Source organism: Pseudomonas paraveronii (assembly GCF_963681955.1).
Taxonomy (GTDB): Bacteria; Pseudomonadota; Gammaproteobacteria; order Pseudomonadales; family Pseudomonadaceae; genus Aquipseudomonas; species Aquipseudomonas paraveronii.
In genome coordinates this window covers 6,329,363-6,344,290 of sequence record NZ_OY817130.1, presented here as the reverse complement: position 1 = coordinate 6,344,290, position 14,928 = coordinate 6,329,363, and the positions used below count along the sequence as shown (strand labels likewise).

The 14,928-nt window shown below is 61.4% G+C and carries 10 protein-coding genes; 6 read left to right on the top strand and 4 right to left on the bottom strand.

What is annotated here, in order from left to right:
• Positions 1–229: 229 nt before the first annotated feature.
• Positions 230–1,993, top strand: coding sequence for a cation:proton antiporter (locus U5A08_RS29440; protein ID WP_321849637.1), 1,764 nt, complete (start codon positions 230–232; stop codon positions 1,991–1,993).
• Positions 1,994–2,028: 35 nt separating this feature from the next.
• On the opposite strand, the gene U5A08_RS29435 is transcribed toward U5A08_RS29440, so the two are convergent.
• From U5A08_RS29435 to uvrD, 3 genes are all read right to left on the bottom strand, one after another.
• Positions 2,029–2,436, bottom strand: coding sequence for an SMI1/KNR4 family protein (locus tag U5A08_RS29435; RefSeq protein ID WP_321849635.1), 408 nt, complete (start codon positions 2,434–2,436; stop codon positions 2,029–2,031).
• Between the two features lie 134 nt (positions 2,437–2,570).
• Positions 2,571–3,440 (bottom strand): Tim44 domain-containing protein, encoded by an 870-nt coding sequence (locus U5A08_RS29430; protein WP_253400190.1) that lies wholly within the window; start codon positions 3,438–3,440, stop codon positions 2,571–2,573.
• Positions 3,441–3,751: 311 nt separating this feature from the next.
• A complete protein-coding gene (gene uvrD, locus U5A08_RS29425) occupies positions 3,752–5,935 on the bottom strand; it encodes a DNA helicase II (RefSeq protein WP_253400189.1) in 2,184 nt (727 codons plus the stop codon).
• 279 nt (positions 5,936–6,214) lie between these two features.
• On the opposite strand from uvrD, the gene U5A08_RS29420 reads away from it, so the two are divergent.
• The 3 genes from U5A08_RS29420 (at position 6,215) to U5A08_RS29410 (ending at position 10,535) form a co-directional block, all read left to right on the top strand.
• A complete protein-coding gene (locus U5A08_RS29420) occupies positions 6,215–9,088 on the top strand; it encodes an EAL domain-containing protein (RefSeq protein WP_253400188.1) in 2,874 nt (957 codons plus the stop codon).
• 162 nt (positions 9,089–9,250) lie between these two features.
• Positions 9,251–10,117 (top strand): transcriptional regulator HexR, encoded by an 867-nt coding sequence (gene hexR, locus U5A08_RS29415; protein ID WP_003213447.1) that lies wholly within the window; start codon positions 9,251–9,253, stop codon positions 10,115–10,117.
• Positions 10,118–10,337: 220 nt separating this feature from the next.
• On the top strand, positions 10,338–10,535 hold the full coding sequence (locus tag U5A08_RS29410) for a PA3496 family putative envelope integrity protein (RefSeq protein ID WP_321849633.1): 198 nt from the start codon (positions 10,338–10,340) through the stop codon (positions 10,533–10,535).
• Here the strand turns inward: U5A08_RS29410 and U5A08_RS29405 are convergent.
• Positions 10,465–11,439, bottom strand: a complete 975-nt coding sequence (locus tag U5A08_RS29405; RefSeq protein WP_253400186.1) for a LysR family transcriptional regulator — start codon at positions 11,437–11,439, stop codon at positions 10,465–10,467. The two genes, U5A08_RS29410 and U5A08_RS29405, sit on opposite strands and share 71 nt — an antisense overlap.
• Positions 11,440–11,634: 195 nt before the next feature.
• On the opposite strand from U5A08_RS29405, the gene U5A08_RS29400 reads away from it, so the two are divergent.
• Together U5A08_RS29400 and oadA are read left to right on the top strand one after the other, a co-directional pair.
• Complete coding sequence (locus U5A08_RS29400) at positions 11,635–13,050, top strand: acetyl-CoA carboxylase biotin carboxylase subunit (protein ID WP_247405728.1); 1,416 nt, start codon at positions 11,635–11,637, stop codon at positions 13,048–13,050.
• A gap of 11 nt (positions 13,051–13,061) precedes the next feature.
• Positions 13,062–14,870: a sodium-extruding oxaloacetate decarboxylase subunit alpha gene (gene oadA / locus U5A08_RS29395; RefSeq protein WP_321849628.1), complete on the top strand. Its 1,809-nt coding sequence runs from the start codon at positions 13,062–13,064 to the stop codon at positions 14,868–14,870.
• Positions 14,871–14,928: the final 58 nt, after the last annotated feature.

The window sequence follows — 14,928 nt, the reverse complement described above, 5'->3', positions numbered from 1 at the left end:
CAGCGCCATCCCTTACGGGACGCCGGTGGGCGGCTTGCCGTCACGCCTGCAGCGATCTGTTTCCATATATTGCACCGGCTTTGCGGCGGAAGTGGTGGTGTTAACCTTCAAAAGTCCTTCTCGGGGCATTTCTTACGATAAAGGCAGACTTTTCCTTCCGCTCTTTGCGAAATTTCAAAGGCGCAGGGGACGTGGGAAAAGCGCCAGTACCCTCAAGGAGCCCCTCGCCATGCACGCCATCAGCTTTATTCAGGATCTGGCCGTGATCATGCTGGTGGCCGGGGTCGTGACTATCCTGTTTCATCGCCTCAAGCAGCCGGTGGTGCTCGGTTACATCGTCGCCGGCTTCATCATCGGCCCTCACACTCCGCCGTTCGGCCTGATCCACGATGAAGACACGATCAAGACCCTCGCCGAGCTGGGGGTGATCTTCCTGATGTTCTGCCTGGGCCTGGAGTTCAGCCTGCGCAAGCTGTTCAAGGTGGGCGCCACGGCGTTTATCGCGGCCTTCCTGGAAATCGTCCTGATGATCTGGATCGGCTACGAGATCGGCCGCTGGTTCGACTGGAACACCATGGACGCGCTGTTCCTCGGTGCGATCCTGGCGATCTCCTCGACCACCATCATCGTCAAGGCGCTCAACGACCTGAAGATGAAAGACCAGCGCTTCGCCCAACTTATTTTCGGCGTGTTGATCGTCGAGGACATCCTCGGCATCGGCATCATTGCCTTGTTGTCGAGCATCGCCGTCAGTGGCACGGTCAGCTCCGGCGAGGTGTTCTCCACGGTCGGCAAGCTCTCGCTGTTCATGATCGTCGCGCTGGTCATCGGGATTTTGCTGGTGCCGCGCTTGCTGGCCTACGTGGCCAAGTTCGACAGTAATGAAATGCTGCTGATCACCGTGCTGGGCCTGTGTTTCGGCTTTTGCCTGCTGGTGGTCAAGCTGGAATACAGCATGGTGCTGGGGGCGTTCCTGATCGGCGCGATCATGGCCGAATCGCGCCAGTTGATGAAGATCGAGCGCCTGATCGAGCCGGTTCGCGACATGTTCAGCGCAATCTTCTTTGTCGCCATTGGCTTGATGATCGACCCGCAGATCCTGTTGCAATATGCCTGGCCGATTGCGGTGATCAGCGTGGCGGTGGTGCTGGGCAAGATGTTGTCCTGCGGCCTGGGCGCATTTATCGCCGGCAATGACGGCCGCACGTCATTGCGCGTTGGGATGGGACTGTCACAGATTGGTGAGTTTTCCTTCATCATCGCCGCGCTGGGGATGACCTTGCAGGTGACCAGTGACTTCCTCTATCCGGTCGCAGTGGCGGTGTCGGTGATCACCACGTTGCTCACCCCGTACCTGATTCGCGGTGCGGACCCGTTGTCGTTGAAGATTGCCGCCGTGATGCCTAAGCGCATGAGCCGGGTGTTCGGCGTGTATGGCGAATGGCTGCGCAGTATTCAGCCCCAAGGCGAAGGGGCGCTGCTGGCGTCGATGATCCGCAAAATCGTGCTGCAAGTGGGGGTGAACCTGGCGTTGGTGGTGGCGATCTTCTTTACCGGCAGTTACTTCGCGTTGCGTATCGGTGGGTATCTGGAGGGCTGGATCAGCGATCCGAGCTGGCAGAAGGCGTTGATCTGGGGCGCGGCGTTGCTGCTGTCGCTGCCGTTCCTGATTGCGGCGTACCGCAAGCTCAAGGCGCTGTCGATGCTGCTGGCGGAGATGAGCGTCAAGCCGGAAATGGCCGGGCGGCATACCCAGCGCGTGCGTCGGGTGATCGCCGAGGTGATTCCGATTTTGTCGCTGCTGGTGATTTTCCTGCTATTGGCCGCCTTGTCGGCCAGCATTCTGCCGACCAACAAGTTGCTGGTGCTGATCGCCGTGGTCGCGGCGGCGGTGGCGGCGGTGCTCTGGCGGTGGTTCATCCGCGTGCATACGCGGATGCAGGTCGCTTTGCTGGAGACTCTGGATAACCACAAGGATACGCCGGAACACTGAGGAGGCTGGGCCGCCCCGCGCGCGAGCCGCAGGTGTCAGCTTTCCAGCCAGACGTCCCGTGCCCAGTGCCACACCGACTCCCAGGTTTCTTCGGTGACGAGTTCTTCTTCGCCGCACCACAGCACCACGGTGCCGTCTTCTTCGACGCAGTAGTAGTCGTCGCCGTCCTGGCAGATCGGGATCAGTTCGCGTGGCACGCCAATGTCCCAGGCCATGGCGGCAACTTCCGGCAAGTAGGTGTGGGAGCCGGGATCGGTGATGGTCACCGGTTCCAGGCTGCCATAGACCACATCGCTGACGGTCAGCAGGAACTCCTTGAAGACGAACGGAATATTGATGAACAGCTCTTCTTCAATTTCCACCAACTGGTCTTCATCAGGCAGTTCCAGAGGAACCGGAACCGGTTCGTTGGCTTCACGCAATTGTTCGATAACTTCTTCCACGGCCGGGATCCTCTTGCTAGATGGCGCGGTTTATAGGGGCGTTTTATACAGTAGCTCGCTATAAGTGCAACCGTGAAATAGAAAACCCCGGAACATGTCCGGGGTTTTGCTTACGGCTTGCTCAAGCGCGGGTATCAGCTGTTCTGGCGGATACCGGCGACCAGCCAAGGCTGGTTCTCGCCTTGCGGACGTTCCATGTTCCAGCTTTCGCTGAACGCTTCGCCCTGGTCGAAACGCGAGGTTTTCGACACGCCGCTGAACGTCAGGGTGGCGATGGTCTTGTCGGCGCGATCATCCACACCTTCCAGCTGTACGCGCAGGTCGTCGATGTAGGTCGACTGGAACGCATCGCCCAGGTCGGCACGTTCGCGCTTGAGGAACTCCAGCAGTTGCGGGGTCACGAACTCGGCGATCTTGTCCATTTCGTTGGCGTCCCAGTGCTGCTGCAGGGACTGGAAGTGGCTGCGGGCCGCTTCGACGAAACGTTCTTCGTTGAACCAGGCCGGTGCATTGATCACCGGACGGGCGGCGGCAGGTGCTGCCGAACCACCGAAGATCGAACCTGCGGCTGGCTTCTGCTCGAACACTTCACGCTGCATCGGCGCGCCGGCTGGAGCCATGTGCTCCTGCTGCTTGCGACGACGGGCAGCGATAAAACGGAAGATCAGGAAGGCGATGACCGCCATGATCAGGATGTCGAAGATCTGCATGCCCTGGAAGCCGCCGCCCATGAACATGGACGCGAGCAAGCCACCGGCGGCGATACCGGCCAGCGGGCCCAACCAGCGCGAAGCACCGCCGGCCTTGGCAGCAGCGCCAGCGGCACCGGCTGCGCCTGCAGTGGCGGCAGCACCGCCGACACCGGCGGATGGGGCCATTTGGCTGGTCTGGTGAGTCGGTGCCGAGCCCATGCTTTTGCCGCCACCGAAGCGCTTGGCGTTGGCGTCGAGGCTCATCGTCAGGCCGATGCACAACGCCATGGCGATGCTAAGAAAACGTTTCATAAAGGGAATTCCCATTTGTGGATTGCACGCGCGCCATGTTGCACAGGTGTCGTGACAGTGGCTAGCGACATAATGTTTCGGGCTTTTGCGTAAGACAGAATCCGAAGGGTCTGTAGGACTAGTTACAGATATTGGCCCGCACGCATCAAAAACAAGGGTGGACGCGAAACCTTCATGCTGAACCGTCCTTTTGTAGGAGCGAGCTTGCTCGCGAAGATCGCCAACGATAACGCGGGCATCCTGGATGAGACGCGTTGTCTGAGGGTTTTTCGCGAGCAAGCTCGCTCATACAGGGGGAAGGGGTCAGCGTGTCAGACCGCTTCGAGTTTCGCGTAACCCATCATCAGCCACTTGCTGCCCTCGGCGAAGTTCACCTGCACCCGTGCCTGGGCGCCGGCGCCTTCGAAGTTGAGGATCACCCCTTCGCCGAAGATCGCGTGTTTGACCAACTGGCCAAGGCTGAACGGGGTTTCCGGGATCTCGGAACCGGCAAACAGGCTGCTGGAATTCTGCTGCTGGCCGCCGCCGAACGGGCGGCTGACGCTGTTGGACAGGCGCACTTCCTGGATCAGACCCTTCGGCACTTCACGCACGAATCGCGACACCTTGTTGTAGGTCTCACTCCCGTACAGGCGGCGGGTCTCGGCGTAGGTCATCACCAGGTTCTGCATCGCCCGGGTAATGCCCACATAGGCCAGGCGGCGTTCTTCCTCAAGGCGGCCGGGTTCTTCCAGGCTCATCTTGTGGGGGAACAGGCCTTCTTCCATGCCCACCAGGAACACGTAAGGAAACTCCAGGCCCTTGGCGCTGTGCAAGGTCATCAGCTGGATGCTGTCTTCATGCTCATCGGCCTGGGTATCGCCGGCTTCCAGCGACGCATGGCCGAGGAACGCGGCGAGCGGGGTCAGCTCTTCATCGGCCTCGGTGTTTTCAAACGCGCGGGCGGCGCTGACCAGTTCCTCAAGGTTTTCCACCCGGGCCTGGCCTTTTTCGCCTTTTTCCGCTTCGTGATAGGCAATCAGCCCGGACTGCTCGATCACGGTCTGGGTCATCAAATGCAGGGGCATGTCCGCGCACTTGGCCGTCAGGTTCTCGATCAGCTCGACAAACACCCCCAACGCCCCGGCAGCACGGCCGGTCAGGCCTTTATTGGCGATCAGCAAGCGCATGGCTTCCCACATCGACACATCGGCGTGGCGCGCATGGTCGCGAATCGCTTCAACGGTTTTTTCGCCGATGCCACGGGCCGGGATATTGATCACCCGCTCCAACGCCGCATCGTTGCCACGGCCTTCCAGCAAACGCAGGTAGGCCATGGCGTTCTTGATTTCGGCGCGTTCGAAGAAGCGCTGGCCGCCGTAAATGCGGTACGGGATGCGCTCGCGCAGCAAGGCTTCTTCCAGCACCCGCGATTGGGCGTTGGAACGGTACAGAATCGCGATGTCGCTGCGCGCCAGGCCGGTTTTCAACGCGCTTTCGATGGTTTCCACCACGTAGCGCGCTTCGTCGTGCTCGTTGAACGCCGCGTACAGATTGATCGCTTCGCCTTCGCCGCCGTCGGTCCACAGCTCTTTGCCCAGGCGCCCGGTGTTGTTGGCGATCAAGGCGTTGGCGGCCTTGAGGATACCGGCGGTGGAGCGGTAGTTCTGCTCCAGGCGGATGGTGATCGCGTCCGGGAAGTCTTCGGAATACTGGTAGATGTTCTCGATTTTCGCGCCGCGCCAGCCGTAGATCGACTGGTCGTCGTCGCCCACCACCATCAGGCTGTCGCCGCCCTTGGCCAACAGGCGCAACCAGGCGTACTGCACGGCGTTGGTGTCCTGGAACTCGTCCACCAGGATATGCCGGAAGCGTTTCTGGTAATGGGCCAGCAGGCCGGGGTTATCGCGCCACAGGTCGAGGGCGCGCAGCAGCAGCTCGGAGAAGTCGATCACGCCGGCGCGCGCGCAGGCGGCCTCGTAGGCTTCATAAATGCTGCGCATGGTGGCCAGGAACAAATCGCCGCTGGCCTGGATATGTTGTGGGCGCAGGCCTTCGTCTTTCTGGCCGTTGATGAACCACTGGGCCTGGCGCGCCGGCCAACGCTGTTCGTCGAGGCCCAGCTCGCGGATCACGCGCTTGACCAGGCGTTGCTGGTCATCGCTGTCGAGGATCTGGAAGGTCTGGGCCAGGCCCGCTTCCTGCCAATGCGCCCGCAACAGGCGGTGCGCCAGGCCGTGGAAAGTGCCCACCCACATGCCGGCCGGGCTGATGCCCATCAACTGCTCGATGCGGTGGCGCATCTCGGCAGCGGCCTTGTTGGTGAAGGTCACCGACAGGATCGAATGCGGGGACGCGTTCTCGACCTGGATCAACCAGGCGATACGGTGCACCAGCACGCGGGTTTTACCGGAGCCAGCACCGGCCAGGACCAACTGACGGCCAACGGGGGCCGCTACGGCCTGGCGTTGGGCATCGTTGAGGGAGTTCAGCAAAAGGGAGAGATCATCGCGCATCGGCGCATTCTATGGCCCGCGGGGGAGTGGGGCAAATCCCATTGCCGGGTGGCCGACGGAAAACCTGCGGCGTGTTCCGGGGTGGGCGAGCATTCTGGCGGCGCTGATGACCGGTCGGTCATAGGCCACAGGCCACGCAGTGTCTCGCTCAAGCTGTCTGGCCCAAAGGTTTGCGCGGCACGCCCCGGTGGTTTTTATGACGCGGAGCAGTTTGGCCCGAGCGCTTGCTTGTGTATGCTCCGTCGACGTTTCGGGCTCACCATTATAAGAACACTGCCTATGACCCTTAGCACCGACCTGTTTGGCCTCACGGCGGCGCCCGCGCAGGTTATCCGTAACCATTACGCCACCGAGATGGCGGTCGAACGCACGCGCCTGCTCTACCAGGGTTCGCTGCTGCCGACCTTGTTGATGCTGGTCAACGGCCTGGTCTGCGCCTGGCTGATCTGGAACCCTAAACACTACCTGCTCGACAGCATCTGGCTGGTCTGGCTGCTGGCGCTGGTCGCGCTGCGCGTGATCCAGGTGGCCGCCTTCGACTCGGCCATGCCCAGTCGCCAGGCCCAGCCGATCTGGCGGCGCATGTTCATGCTCGGCTCGGCTGCCAGCGGCCTGACCCTGGCCATCGCCGCCATCGCCCTGGTGCCGGCGGACAGCTTTACGCAGCAGGCCTGGGTGTTCGGCCTGATCGGCGCGGCGACGTTGTCCGCCAGCGTCGCCTACGCGGTGAGCCTGTCGGCGTTCCTGTCATTTGCGCTGCCGTGCCTGGTGCCGGCCATTGTCTATCTCTTCTGGAACGGCGCCGCGCAGCAACAGGGCTGGGGTGTGCTCGGCCTGATCCTGCTGGGCTCCTTGAGTGTGGTGGCGTGGCAGGTCAACCGCCTGATCCAGCACGGGCTGTTGCGGCGCTTTCAAAACCAGGCGCTGATCGAGCATTTGCAACAGGCGCAGCAGCGCAGTGAACAGTTGAATCAGGACCTGGTGCGCGAAGTCGAGCAGCGCCGCCAGGTCGAGCAGGAACTGCGTGAAGCGCAAATCGGCCTGCAGGACCGCGTGGCACAACGCAGCCAGGAGCTGGACGCCGCCAGCCTGGCCCTGAACAAAAGCGAAGCGCGCCTGGCGATGGCGCTGCAAGCCAGCGAACTGGGCCTGTGGGACTGGAACCTGCAAACCGACGAAGTCCACCATACCCAGCTCAAGGAACTGTTCGGCCTGGAGCCCGAGTACGTCACGGCGATGCTCAGCCACCTCAAGCCGCGCCTGCACCCCGACGACTTGCCGCTGCTCAAGCGTGCCCTGGTGGAGCATCTCAAGGGCCGCAGCGAGGATTATCTGGTGGAATACCGGGTGCGCCATGGCGATGGTCATTGGGTGTGGATCGAAGACCGTGGCCGCGCCGTGGAGCGTTCGCGCAGCGGTCGCGTGACGCGCATGCTCGGCACGCGCCGCGACATCAGCGCGAGCAAAGTGTTGGAAGAACAGCAACGCCTGGCCTCGACCGTGTTCGAAGCGGCCAGCGAAGGCATTGTGATCCTGGACCCGGACTACGCGCTGCTCGCCGTCAACCAGGCCTTCAGTCGGGTCACCGGCTTTGATATCGACGACATGCTCGGACGCAATGTGGTGGAGCTGCCGTGCAGCCGCGATGCCCGGCGGCACTTCCCGGTCATCCGCCAGGCGCTGCTCAGTCACGGCACCTGGCAGGGCGAGCTGGTGGAAACGCGCAAGAACGGCGAGCTGTACCCGCAGTGGCTGCAACTGAACGTGGTGCGCGATATTCGAGGAAACGTCAGTCATATCGTAGGCTTCTTCGCCGATCTATCGGCGCGGCGTGAATCCGAGGAGCGCATGCGCTACCTCACGCACTATGACGAGTTGACCGGCCTGGCCAACCGCTCGCTGTTTCGTGAACGGCTGCGCGAAGCGCATCAGCGGGTGCGGCAAGGTGGGCGTAGCCTGGCGTTGCTGCATATCAACCTCGACCGTTTCAAGTTGCTCAACGACAGCCTGGGTCATGATGTCGCCGACCAATTGTTGCAAAAGATGGCGCGTCGACTGATCAACGCCTTGCCCGAAGCCGACACCATCGCGCGTTTGTCCGGGGATGAGTTCGCTGTGCTCTTCGATGCCTACGGCAACCTCTCAAGCCTGGCGCGGGTGGCCACGCGCCTGCTCGCCAAGTTGCGCGTGCCGGTGACGGTGGAAGGGCATGAGTTGGTGGTCAGCGCCTCGATGGGCGTCAGCCTGCTCCCGGATAATGCGCGGGAAATTTCGGCGTTGGTCAGCCAGGCGAACATGGCCATGCAACACGCCAAACACCTGGGCGGGAATAATTTCCAGTTCTACACCGACAGCCTGCAAGCCAGCACCCTGGAGCGTTTGCAGCTGGAAAACCAGTTGCGCAAGGCCCTCGACGAGCATCAGTTGTCGGTGTTCTACCAACCGAAATTGTGTTTGGCCACCGGCAAGCTGAACGCCGCCGAGGCGTTGATTCGTTGGGAGCATCCGCAGTGGGGCATGGTGCCGCCAGGCGACTTCATCGGCCTGGCCGAAGAAACCGGGCTGATCGTGCCGTTGGGCGAATTTGTCCTGCGCCAGGCCTGCTGGCAGGCCTGTGAGTGGCAGCGTCAGGGGCTGGCGCCGATACGCGTGTCGGTGAACCTGTCGGTGCATCAACTGCGTCAAGGCAAGCTGGTCAGTCTGGTCCGCCAGGTGCTGGAAGAAACCGGCCTGGACCCGCAATACCTTGAGCTTGAGCTGACCGAAAGCCAGTTGCTCGACAGTGTCGAGCACATCATCGCCACCTTCCAGCAACTGCGCGACCTGGGGGTGAAGTTGGCCATCGACGATTTCGGTACCGGCTACTCGTCTCTCAGTTACCTCAAGCGCATCCCCGTGGACTACGTGAAGATCGACCAGACCTTTATCCGCGGCCTCGGCCAGGGGCGGGAAGACGCGGCCATTACCCGCGCGATCATCGCCATGGCCCACGGTTTGGCGCTCAAGGTGGTGGCTGAAGGGGTGGAAGATCAGCAGCAGTTGGATTTCCTGCGGGGGGAGCATTGCGACGAGGTGCAGGGCTACTTGATCAGTCGGCCGATGGAGGCCGAAGGGCTGGCAGATTTGTTACGAAAAAATGCAGATTTTTCCTAGAGACGTGCCTTCAGCCTTTGTGGCTACAACTTGGCTGCCCTTAGATTCAAAGGGCAGCAGGGCGATTTAGTGATGCATCGGACGGGCAAAACGGCAATTCTTGTAGTATAACTACAAACTTGCTACATCCCTGGCATTGGCCAACAACAAGAGTCCTGTCCTTTGAACCTGTTGCAACATATCGCCCAGTCGCGCCACCTGTTACGCAAATCGGAACTCAAGGTTGCCGACCACGTGCTGCTTGACCCTGCGGCCGTAATGCACAGTTCCATGGCTGACCTGGCCCACAGCGTGGGCATCAGTGAGCCGACCATCGTGCGCTTCTGCCGCGCTATCGGTTGTTCCGGCTTCCAGGACCTGAAACTCAAACTGGCCCAAAGCCTGGCCGCCGGCGCGAGCTTCGGCCAGTTTGCGATTCACGAAGACGATTCCGTCGCTGACTACAGCCTCAAGATCTTCGACACCACGTTGCACACCCTGATGGAAGTGCGCGAGAAGCTCGACCCGGTGGAGCTGCAAAAGGCCGTGACGGCGATGTCCCAGGCCCAGCGTGTCGAGTTCTACGGGTTTGGTGCGTCGGGTGCGGTTGCGGCCGATGCCCAGCACAAGTTCTTCCGACTGCTGCTGACGGCGGCGGCCTACAGCGACCCGCACATGCAGGCGATGTCGGCCGTGACGTTGAAGCCGAGCGACGTGGCCATCTGCATCTCCCAGTCCGGCCGCTCCAAAGACTTGCTGATCACCGCCAACCTGGTGCGTGAAAGCGGCGCCACGCTGATCACCCTGTGCCCGAGCCAGACGCCGTTGGCGGAACTGTCCACGGTCAACCTGGCGATCGATGTGCACGAAGACACCGAAATCTATACGCCGTTGACCTCGCGCATCGCCCACCTGGTGGTGATTGACGTGCTGGCGATGGGCGTGGCCATGGCGCGCGGGCCGAGCCTGGTCAACCACCTCAAGAGCGTCAAGCGCAGCTTGCGCAGCCTGCGTCTCTCGCCCAAGTCCGTCAAAGCCCTCGACGACTAAGCGCCACACGGCGATCCAAATGTGGGAGGGAGCTTGCTCCCGATGACGGAGTGAAGTCGACATCCAATCGACTGATCCACCGCTATCGGGAGCAAGCTCCCTCCCACATTTGCATTGCTTACCTGTCCAGAAGATTCATCGTCCTGTCATCCCTGCGCCGCCAAACCGTCATCCCCCACGCCCATCCTGAACTCCCCGCACTCGCATTGGGAGACTCCAAATGGCCCGGCCCTACGAAGATAGCAACAGCTCCGTCAAGACCCGTCGTCAGCAGGAAGACCAGCGCCGCATGGCGTTCCGTCGCGCAATCGAAGACCGTTGTGATCAACGCCAATTGCTGCAAAGCCTCACGGACTACCCGGAACTGCACTGGCAGGCACCCGCGGCTGCCCAGCGAAGCGCTCAGCTAGCGCGCTGATCTGCACCCGCTCGCTGCGGATAAAGCCCAGGAACGCATGGGCCACCGGTGACAGGCGCTTGGCCTTGGCCTGCACCAGGCACCAACTGCGGTACAGCGGCAGTTCTTCCACCGGCAGCTCCTTGAGCCCGCCGGTGGCCAGTTCCAGGTTCAGGGCGTGGCGCGTCAACAAGGCCACGCCCAACCCGGCCACTACGCACTCACGCTGTGCCTCGGCGGAGGCAACGTCCACCGTCTGGGTGAAGTGCACGCGTTTTTCCTTGAAGTATTCCTCGCACGCCAGCCGCGTGCCGGAGCCCGGTTCGCGCAGCAGCAGCGTGTAAGGCTCCAGGTCTTTCAGGCGCAGCGGTCCTTGCAGGCTCAAGGGGTGGTCGGGCGGCGCCACGGCGACAATCGGATTGTTGAGGAATGGCAGGAATTCGAGGCCCATGTCCTGAGGCACCATGGACATGATCACCAGGTCGTCACGGTTGTCCGACAGTCGGCGGATCACTTGGGCGCGGTTGACCACCGTCAGATGCAATTGCACCTCCGGATGCAGGCGCTTGAACGCGGCGAACAGGTGCGGCACGAAGTACTTGGCGCTGGATTCCACCGCCAGTTTCAACTGACCCTGCAGCGAGCCTTGCATGTCCGACAACTGCATATCGAGGTTTTCCAGGCGCCCGAAAATATCGCGGCTGGCCCGTTGCAGGGCTTCTGCCGCCTCGGTCATGTAGAGCTTCTTGCCGACGTAATCGAACAGTGGCTGGCCGATCAGCTCTTCCAACTGGCGAATCTGTAGGCTAACGGCCGGCTGGGTGAGGGACATTTCCTCAGCCGCACGGCTGTAGGAGCGCAAATCGCACACTTCATTGAAAATCTGCAGTTGACGTAATGTCAGCCTCATCAATGACTTACGCATTTTTTAAAGCCCCCGGTCGCGTCCAATCGACCAACTATAAGTCTTTACTTATGCACAACCCAATAATTATTGATTTTTGTTAATCCCTCAACGGGCTTAGTGTGTGTCTCGCGACTGGCTTGAAACATTTAGTCACGCGCCGACCTGAGTCTAGCGGGTCGAAGAACGCAGCAATCGGCTCAAGGGAATTTCCAAGTGATAAAAAAGATCCTGATCGCCAACCGTGGTGAAATTGCCGTCCGAATCGTGCGTGCGTGCGCCGAGATGGGCATTCGCTCGGTCGCGGTCTATTCCGACGCCGACCGCCACGCGTTGCACGTCAAGCGTGCCGACGAGGCCCATAGCATCGGGACCGAGCCCCTGGCCGGTTACCTGAACCCGCGCAAGCTGGTGAACCTGGCCGTGGAAACCGGTTGCGATGCATTGCACCCTGGTTACGGCTTCCTGTCGGAAAACGCCGAATTGGCGGATATTTGCGCCGAACGTGGGATTAAATTCATCGGTCCATCGGCGGAAGTGATTCGCCGCATGGGTGACAAGACCGAAGCGCGCCGCAGCATGATCAAGGCCGGCGTACCGGTCACTCCCGGCACGGAAGGCAACGTCGCCGACATCGCCGAAGCCCTCGTCGAAGGCGACCGCATCGGTTACCCGGTGATGCTCAAGGCCACCTCCGGTGGCGGCGGTCGCGGCATTCGTCGTTGCAACAGTCGCGAAGAATTGGAGCAAGCCTTCCCGCGTGTGATTTCCGAAGCCACCAAGGCCTTCGGTTCGGCGGAAGTGTTCCTGGAAAAATGCATCGTCAACCCCAAGCACATCGAAGCGCAGATCCTCGGTGACAGCTTTGGCAACGTGGTGCATCTGTTCGAGCGCGATTGCTCGATCCAGCGCCGCAACCAGAAGCTCATCGAAATCGCCCCGAGCCCGCAACTGACCCCTGAACAGCGCGCCTACATCGGCGACCTGTCGGTGCGCGCGGCCAAGGCCGTGGGCTACGAGAACGCCGGCACCGTGGAGTTCCTGCTCGCCGAGGGCGAGGTGTACTTCATGGAAATGAACACCCGGGTGCAGGTGGAACACACCATCACCGAAGAAATCACCGGGATCGACATCGTTCGCGAGCAGATCCGCATCGCCTCGGGCCTGCCGCTGTCGGTGAAGCAGGAAGACATCCAGCACCGTGGTTTTGCGTTGCAGTTCCGGATCAACGCCGAAGACCCGAAGAACAACTTCCTGCCGAGCTTCGGCAAGATCACCCGCTATTACGCGCCCGGCGGCCCCGGCGTGCGCACCGACACGGCGATCTATACCGGCTACACCATCCCGCCGTTCTACGACTCCATGTGCCTGAAACTGGTGGTGTGGGCGTTGACCTGGGAAGAAGCCATGGACCGTGGCTTGCGTGCCCTGGATGACATGCGCCTGCAAGGCGTGAAAACCACCGCCGCCTACTACCAGGAAATCCTGCGCAACCCGGAATTCCGCAGCGGCCAGTTCAACACCAGTTTTGTGGAAAGCCACCCTGAGCTGACCAACTACTCGATCAAGCGCAAACCCGAAGAGCTGGCCCTGGCCATCGCCGCCGCCATCGCCGCCCACGCAGGCCTGTGAGGAATATAACAATGAGCAAGAAGATCTTTGTCACCGACACCATCCTGCGCGACGCTCACCAATCGTTGCTGGCCACCCGCATGCGCACCGAAGACATGCTGCCGATCTGCGACAAGCTCGACCAAGTCGGCTACTGGTCCCTGGAAGTCTGGGGCGGCGCGACCTTCGACGCCTGCGTGCGCTTTCTGAAAGAAGACCCGTGGGAGCGCCTGCGCAAACTGCGCGCCGCGTTGCCTAACACGCGCCTGCAAATGCTGCTGCGCGGCCAGAACCTGCTGGGCTATCGCCACTACAGCGACGACGTGGTCAAAGCCTTCGTCGCCAAAGCCGCCGTCAACGGTATCGACGTGTTCCGCATCTTCGACGCGATGAACGACGTGCGTAACCTGCGTGTGGCCATCGAAGCGGTCAAAGCCGCAGGCAAACATGCCCAGGGCACCATTGCTTACACCACCAGCCCGGTACACACCATCGACGCGTTTGTGGCCCAGGCCAAGCAAATGGAGTCCATGGGTTGCGACTCGGTGGCGATCAAGGACATGGCCGGCCTGCTGACGCCGTATGCCACTGGCGAGTTGGTCAAGGCGCTGAAAGCCGAGCAGAGCCTGCCGGTATTCATCCACTCGCACGACACCGCGGGTTTGGCCGCGATGTGCCAACTCAAGGCCATCGAAAACGGTGCCGACCACATCGACACCGCTATCTCCAGCTTCGCCTGGGGCACCAGCCACCCAGGTACCGAGTCGATGGTCGCCGCCCTGAAAGGCAGCGAATTCGACACCGGCCTCGACCTGGAACTGTTGCAGGAAATCGGCCTGTACTTCTATGCCGTGCGTAAGAAGTATCACCAGTTCGAAAGCGAATTCACCGCGGTCGACACCCGTGTGCAAGTCAACCAGGTGCCGGGCGGGATGATTTCCAACCTGGCCAACCAGCTCAAAGAGCAGGGCGCACTCAACCGCATGGGCGAAGTGCTGGCTGAAATTCCGCGCGTGCGTGAAGACTTGGGCTTCCCGCCGCTGGTCACCCCGACCTCGCAAATCGTCGGCACCCAGGCGTTCTTCAACGTGCTGGCTGGCACGCGCTACAAGACCATCACCAACGAAGTGAAACTCTACCTGCAAGGCGGCTACGGCAAAGCGCCGGGCACGGTGAACGAGCAACTGCGTCGCCAGGCCATTGGCAGTGAAGACGTGATCGACGTGCGCCCGGCCGACCTGCTCAAGCCGGAAATGACCAGGCTGCGCGGTGAAATCGGTGCGTTGGCCAAATCTGAAGAGGACGTGCTGACCTACGCCATGTTCCCGGACATTGGCCGCAAGTTCCTCGAAGAACGCGACGCCGGCACCCTCACCCCTGAAGTGCTGCTGCCGATCCCGGAAGCCGGCGGCGTGGCCCGTGTCGGTGGCGAAGGCGTACCGACCGAGTTCGTCATCGACGTCCACGGCGAAAGCTACCGCGTCGACATCACCGGTGTCGGCGTGAAGGCTGAAGGCAAGCGCCACTTCTACCTGTCCATCGACGGCATGCCCGAAGAAGTGGTGTTCGAACCGCTCAACGAGTTCGTCAGCGGTGGCGGCAGCAAACGCAAGCAAGCCACCGAGCCAGGCCATGTGAGCACCACGATGCCGGGCAATATCGTCGACGTGCTGGTCAAGCCAGGCGACGTGGTCAAGGCCGGCCAGGCGGTGCTGATTACTGAAGCGATGAAGATGGAAACCGAAGTGCAGGCAGCGATTGCCGGCAAGGTGACCGCCGTTCACGTGGCCAAGGGCGACCGGGTCAACCCTGGCGAAATCCTGATTGAAATCGAAGGCTGATCCAGCCTTCGACACTACCGCTTAATCCTCGGGGGAGCAGGTGCTCCCCTTTTTTTCG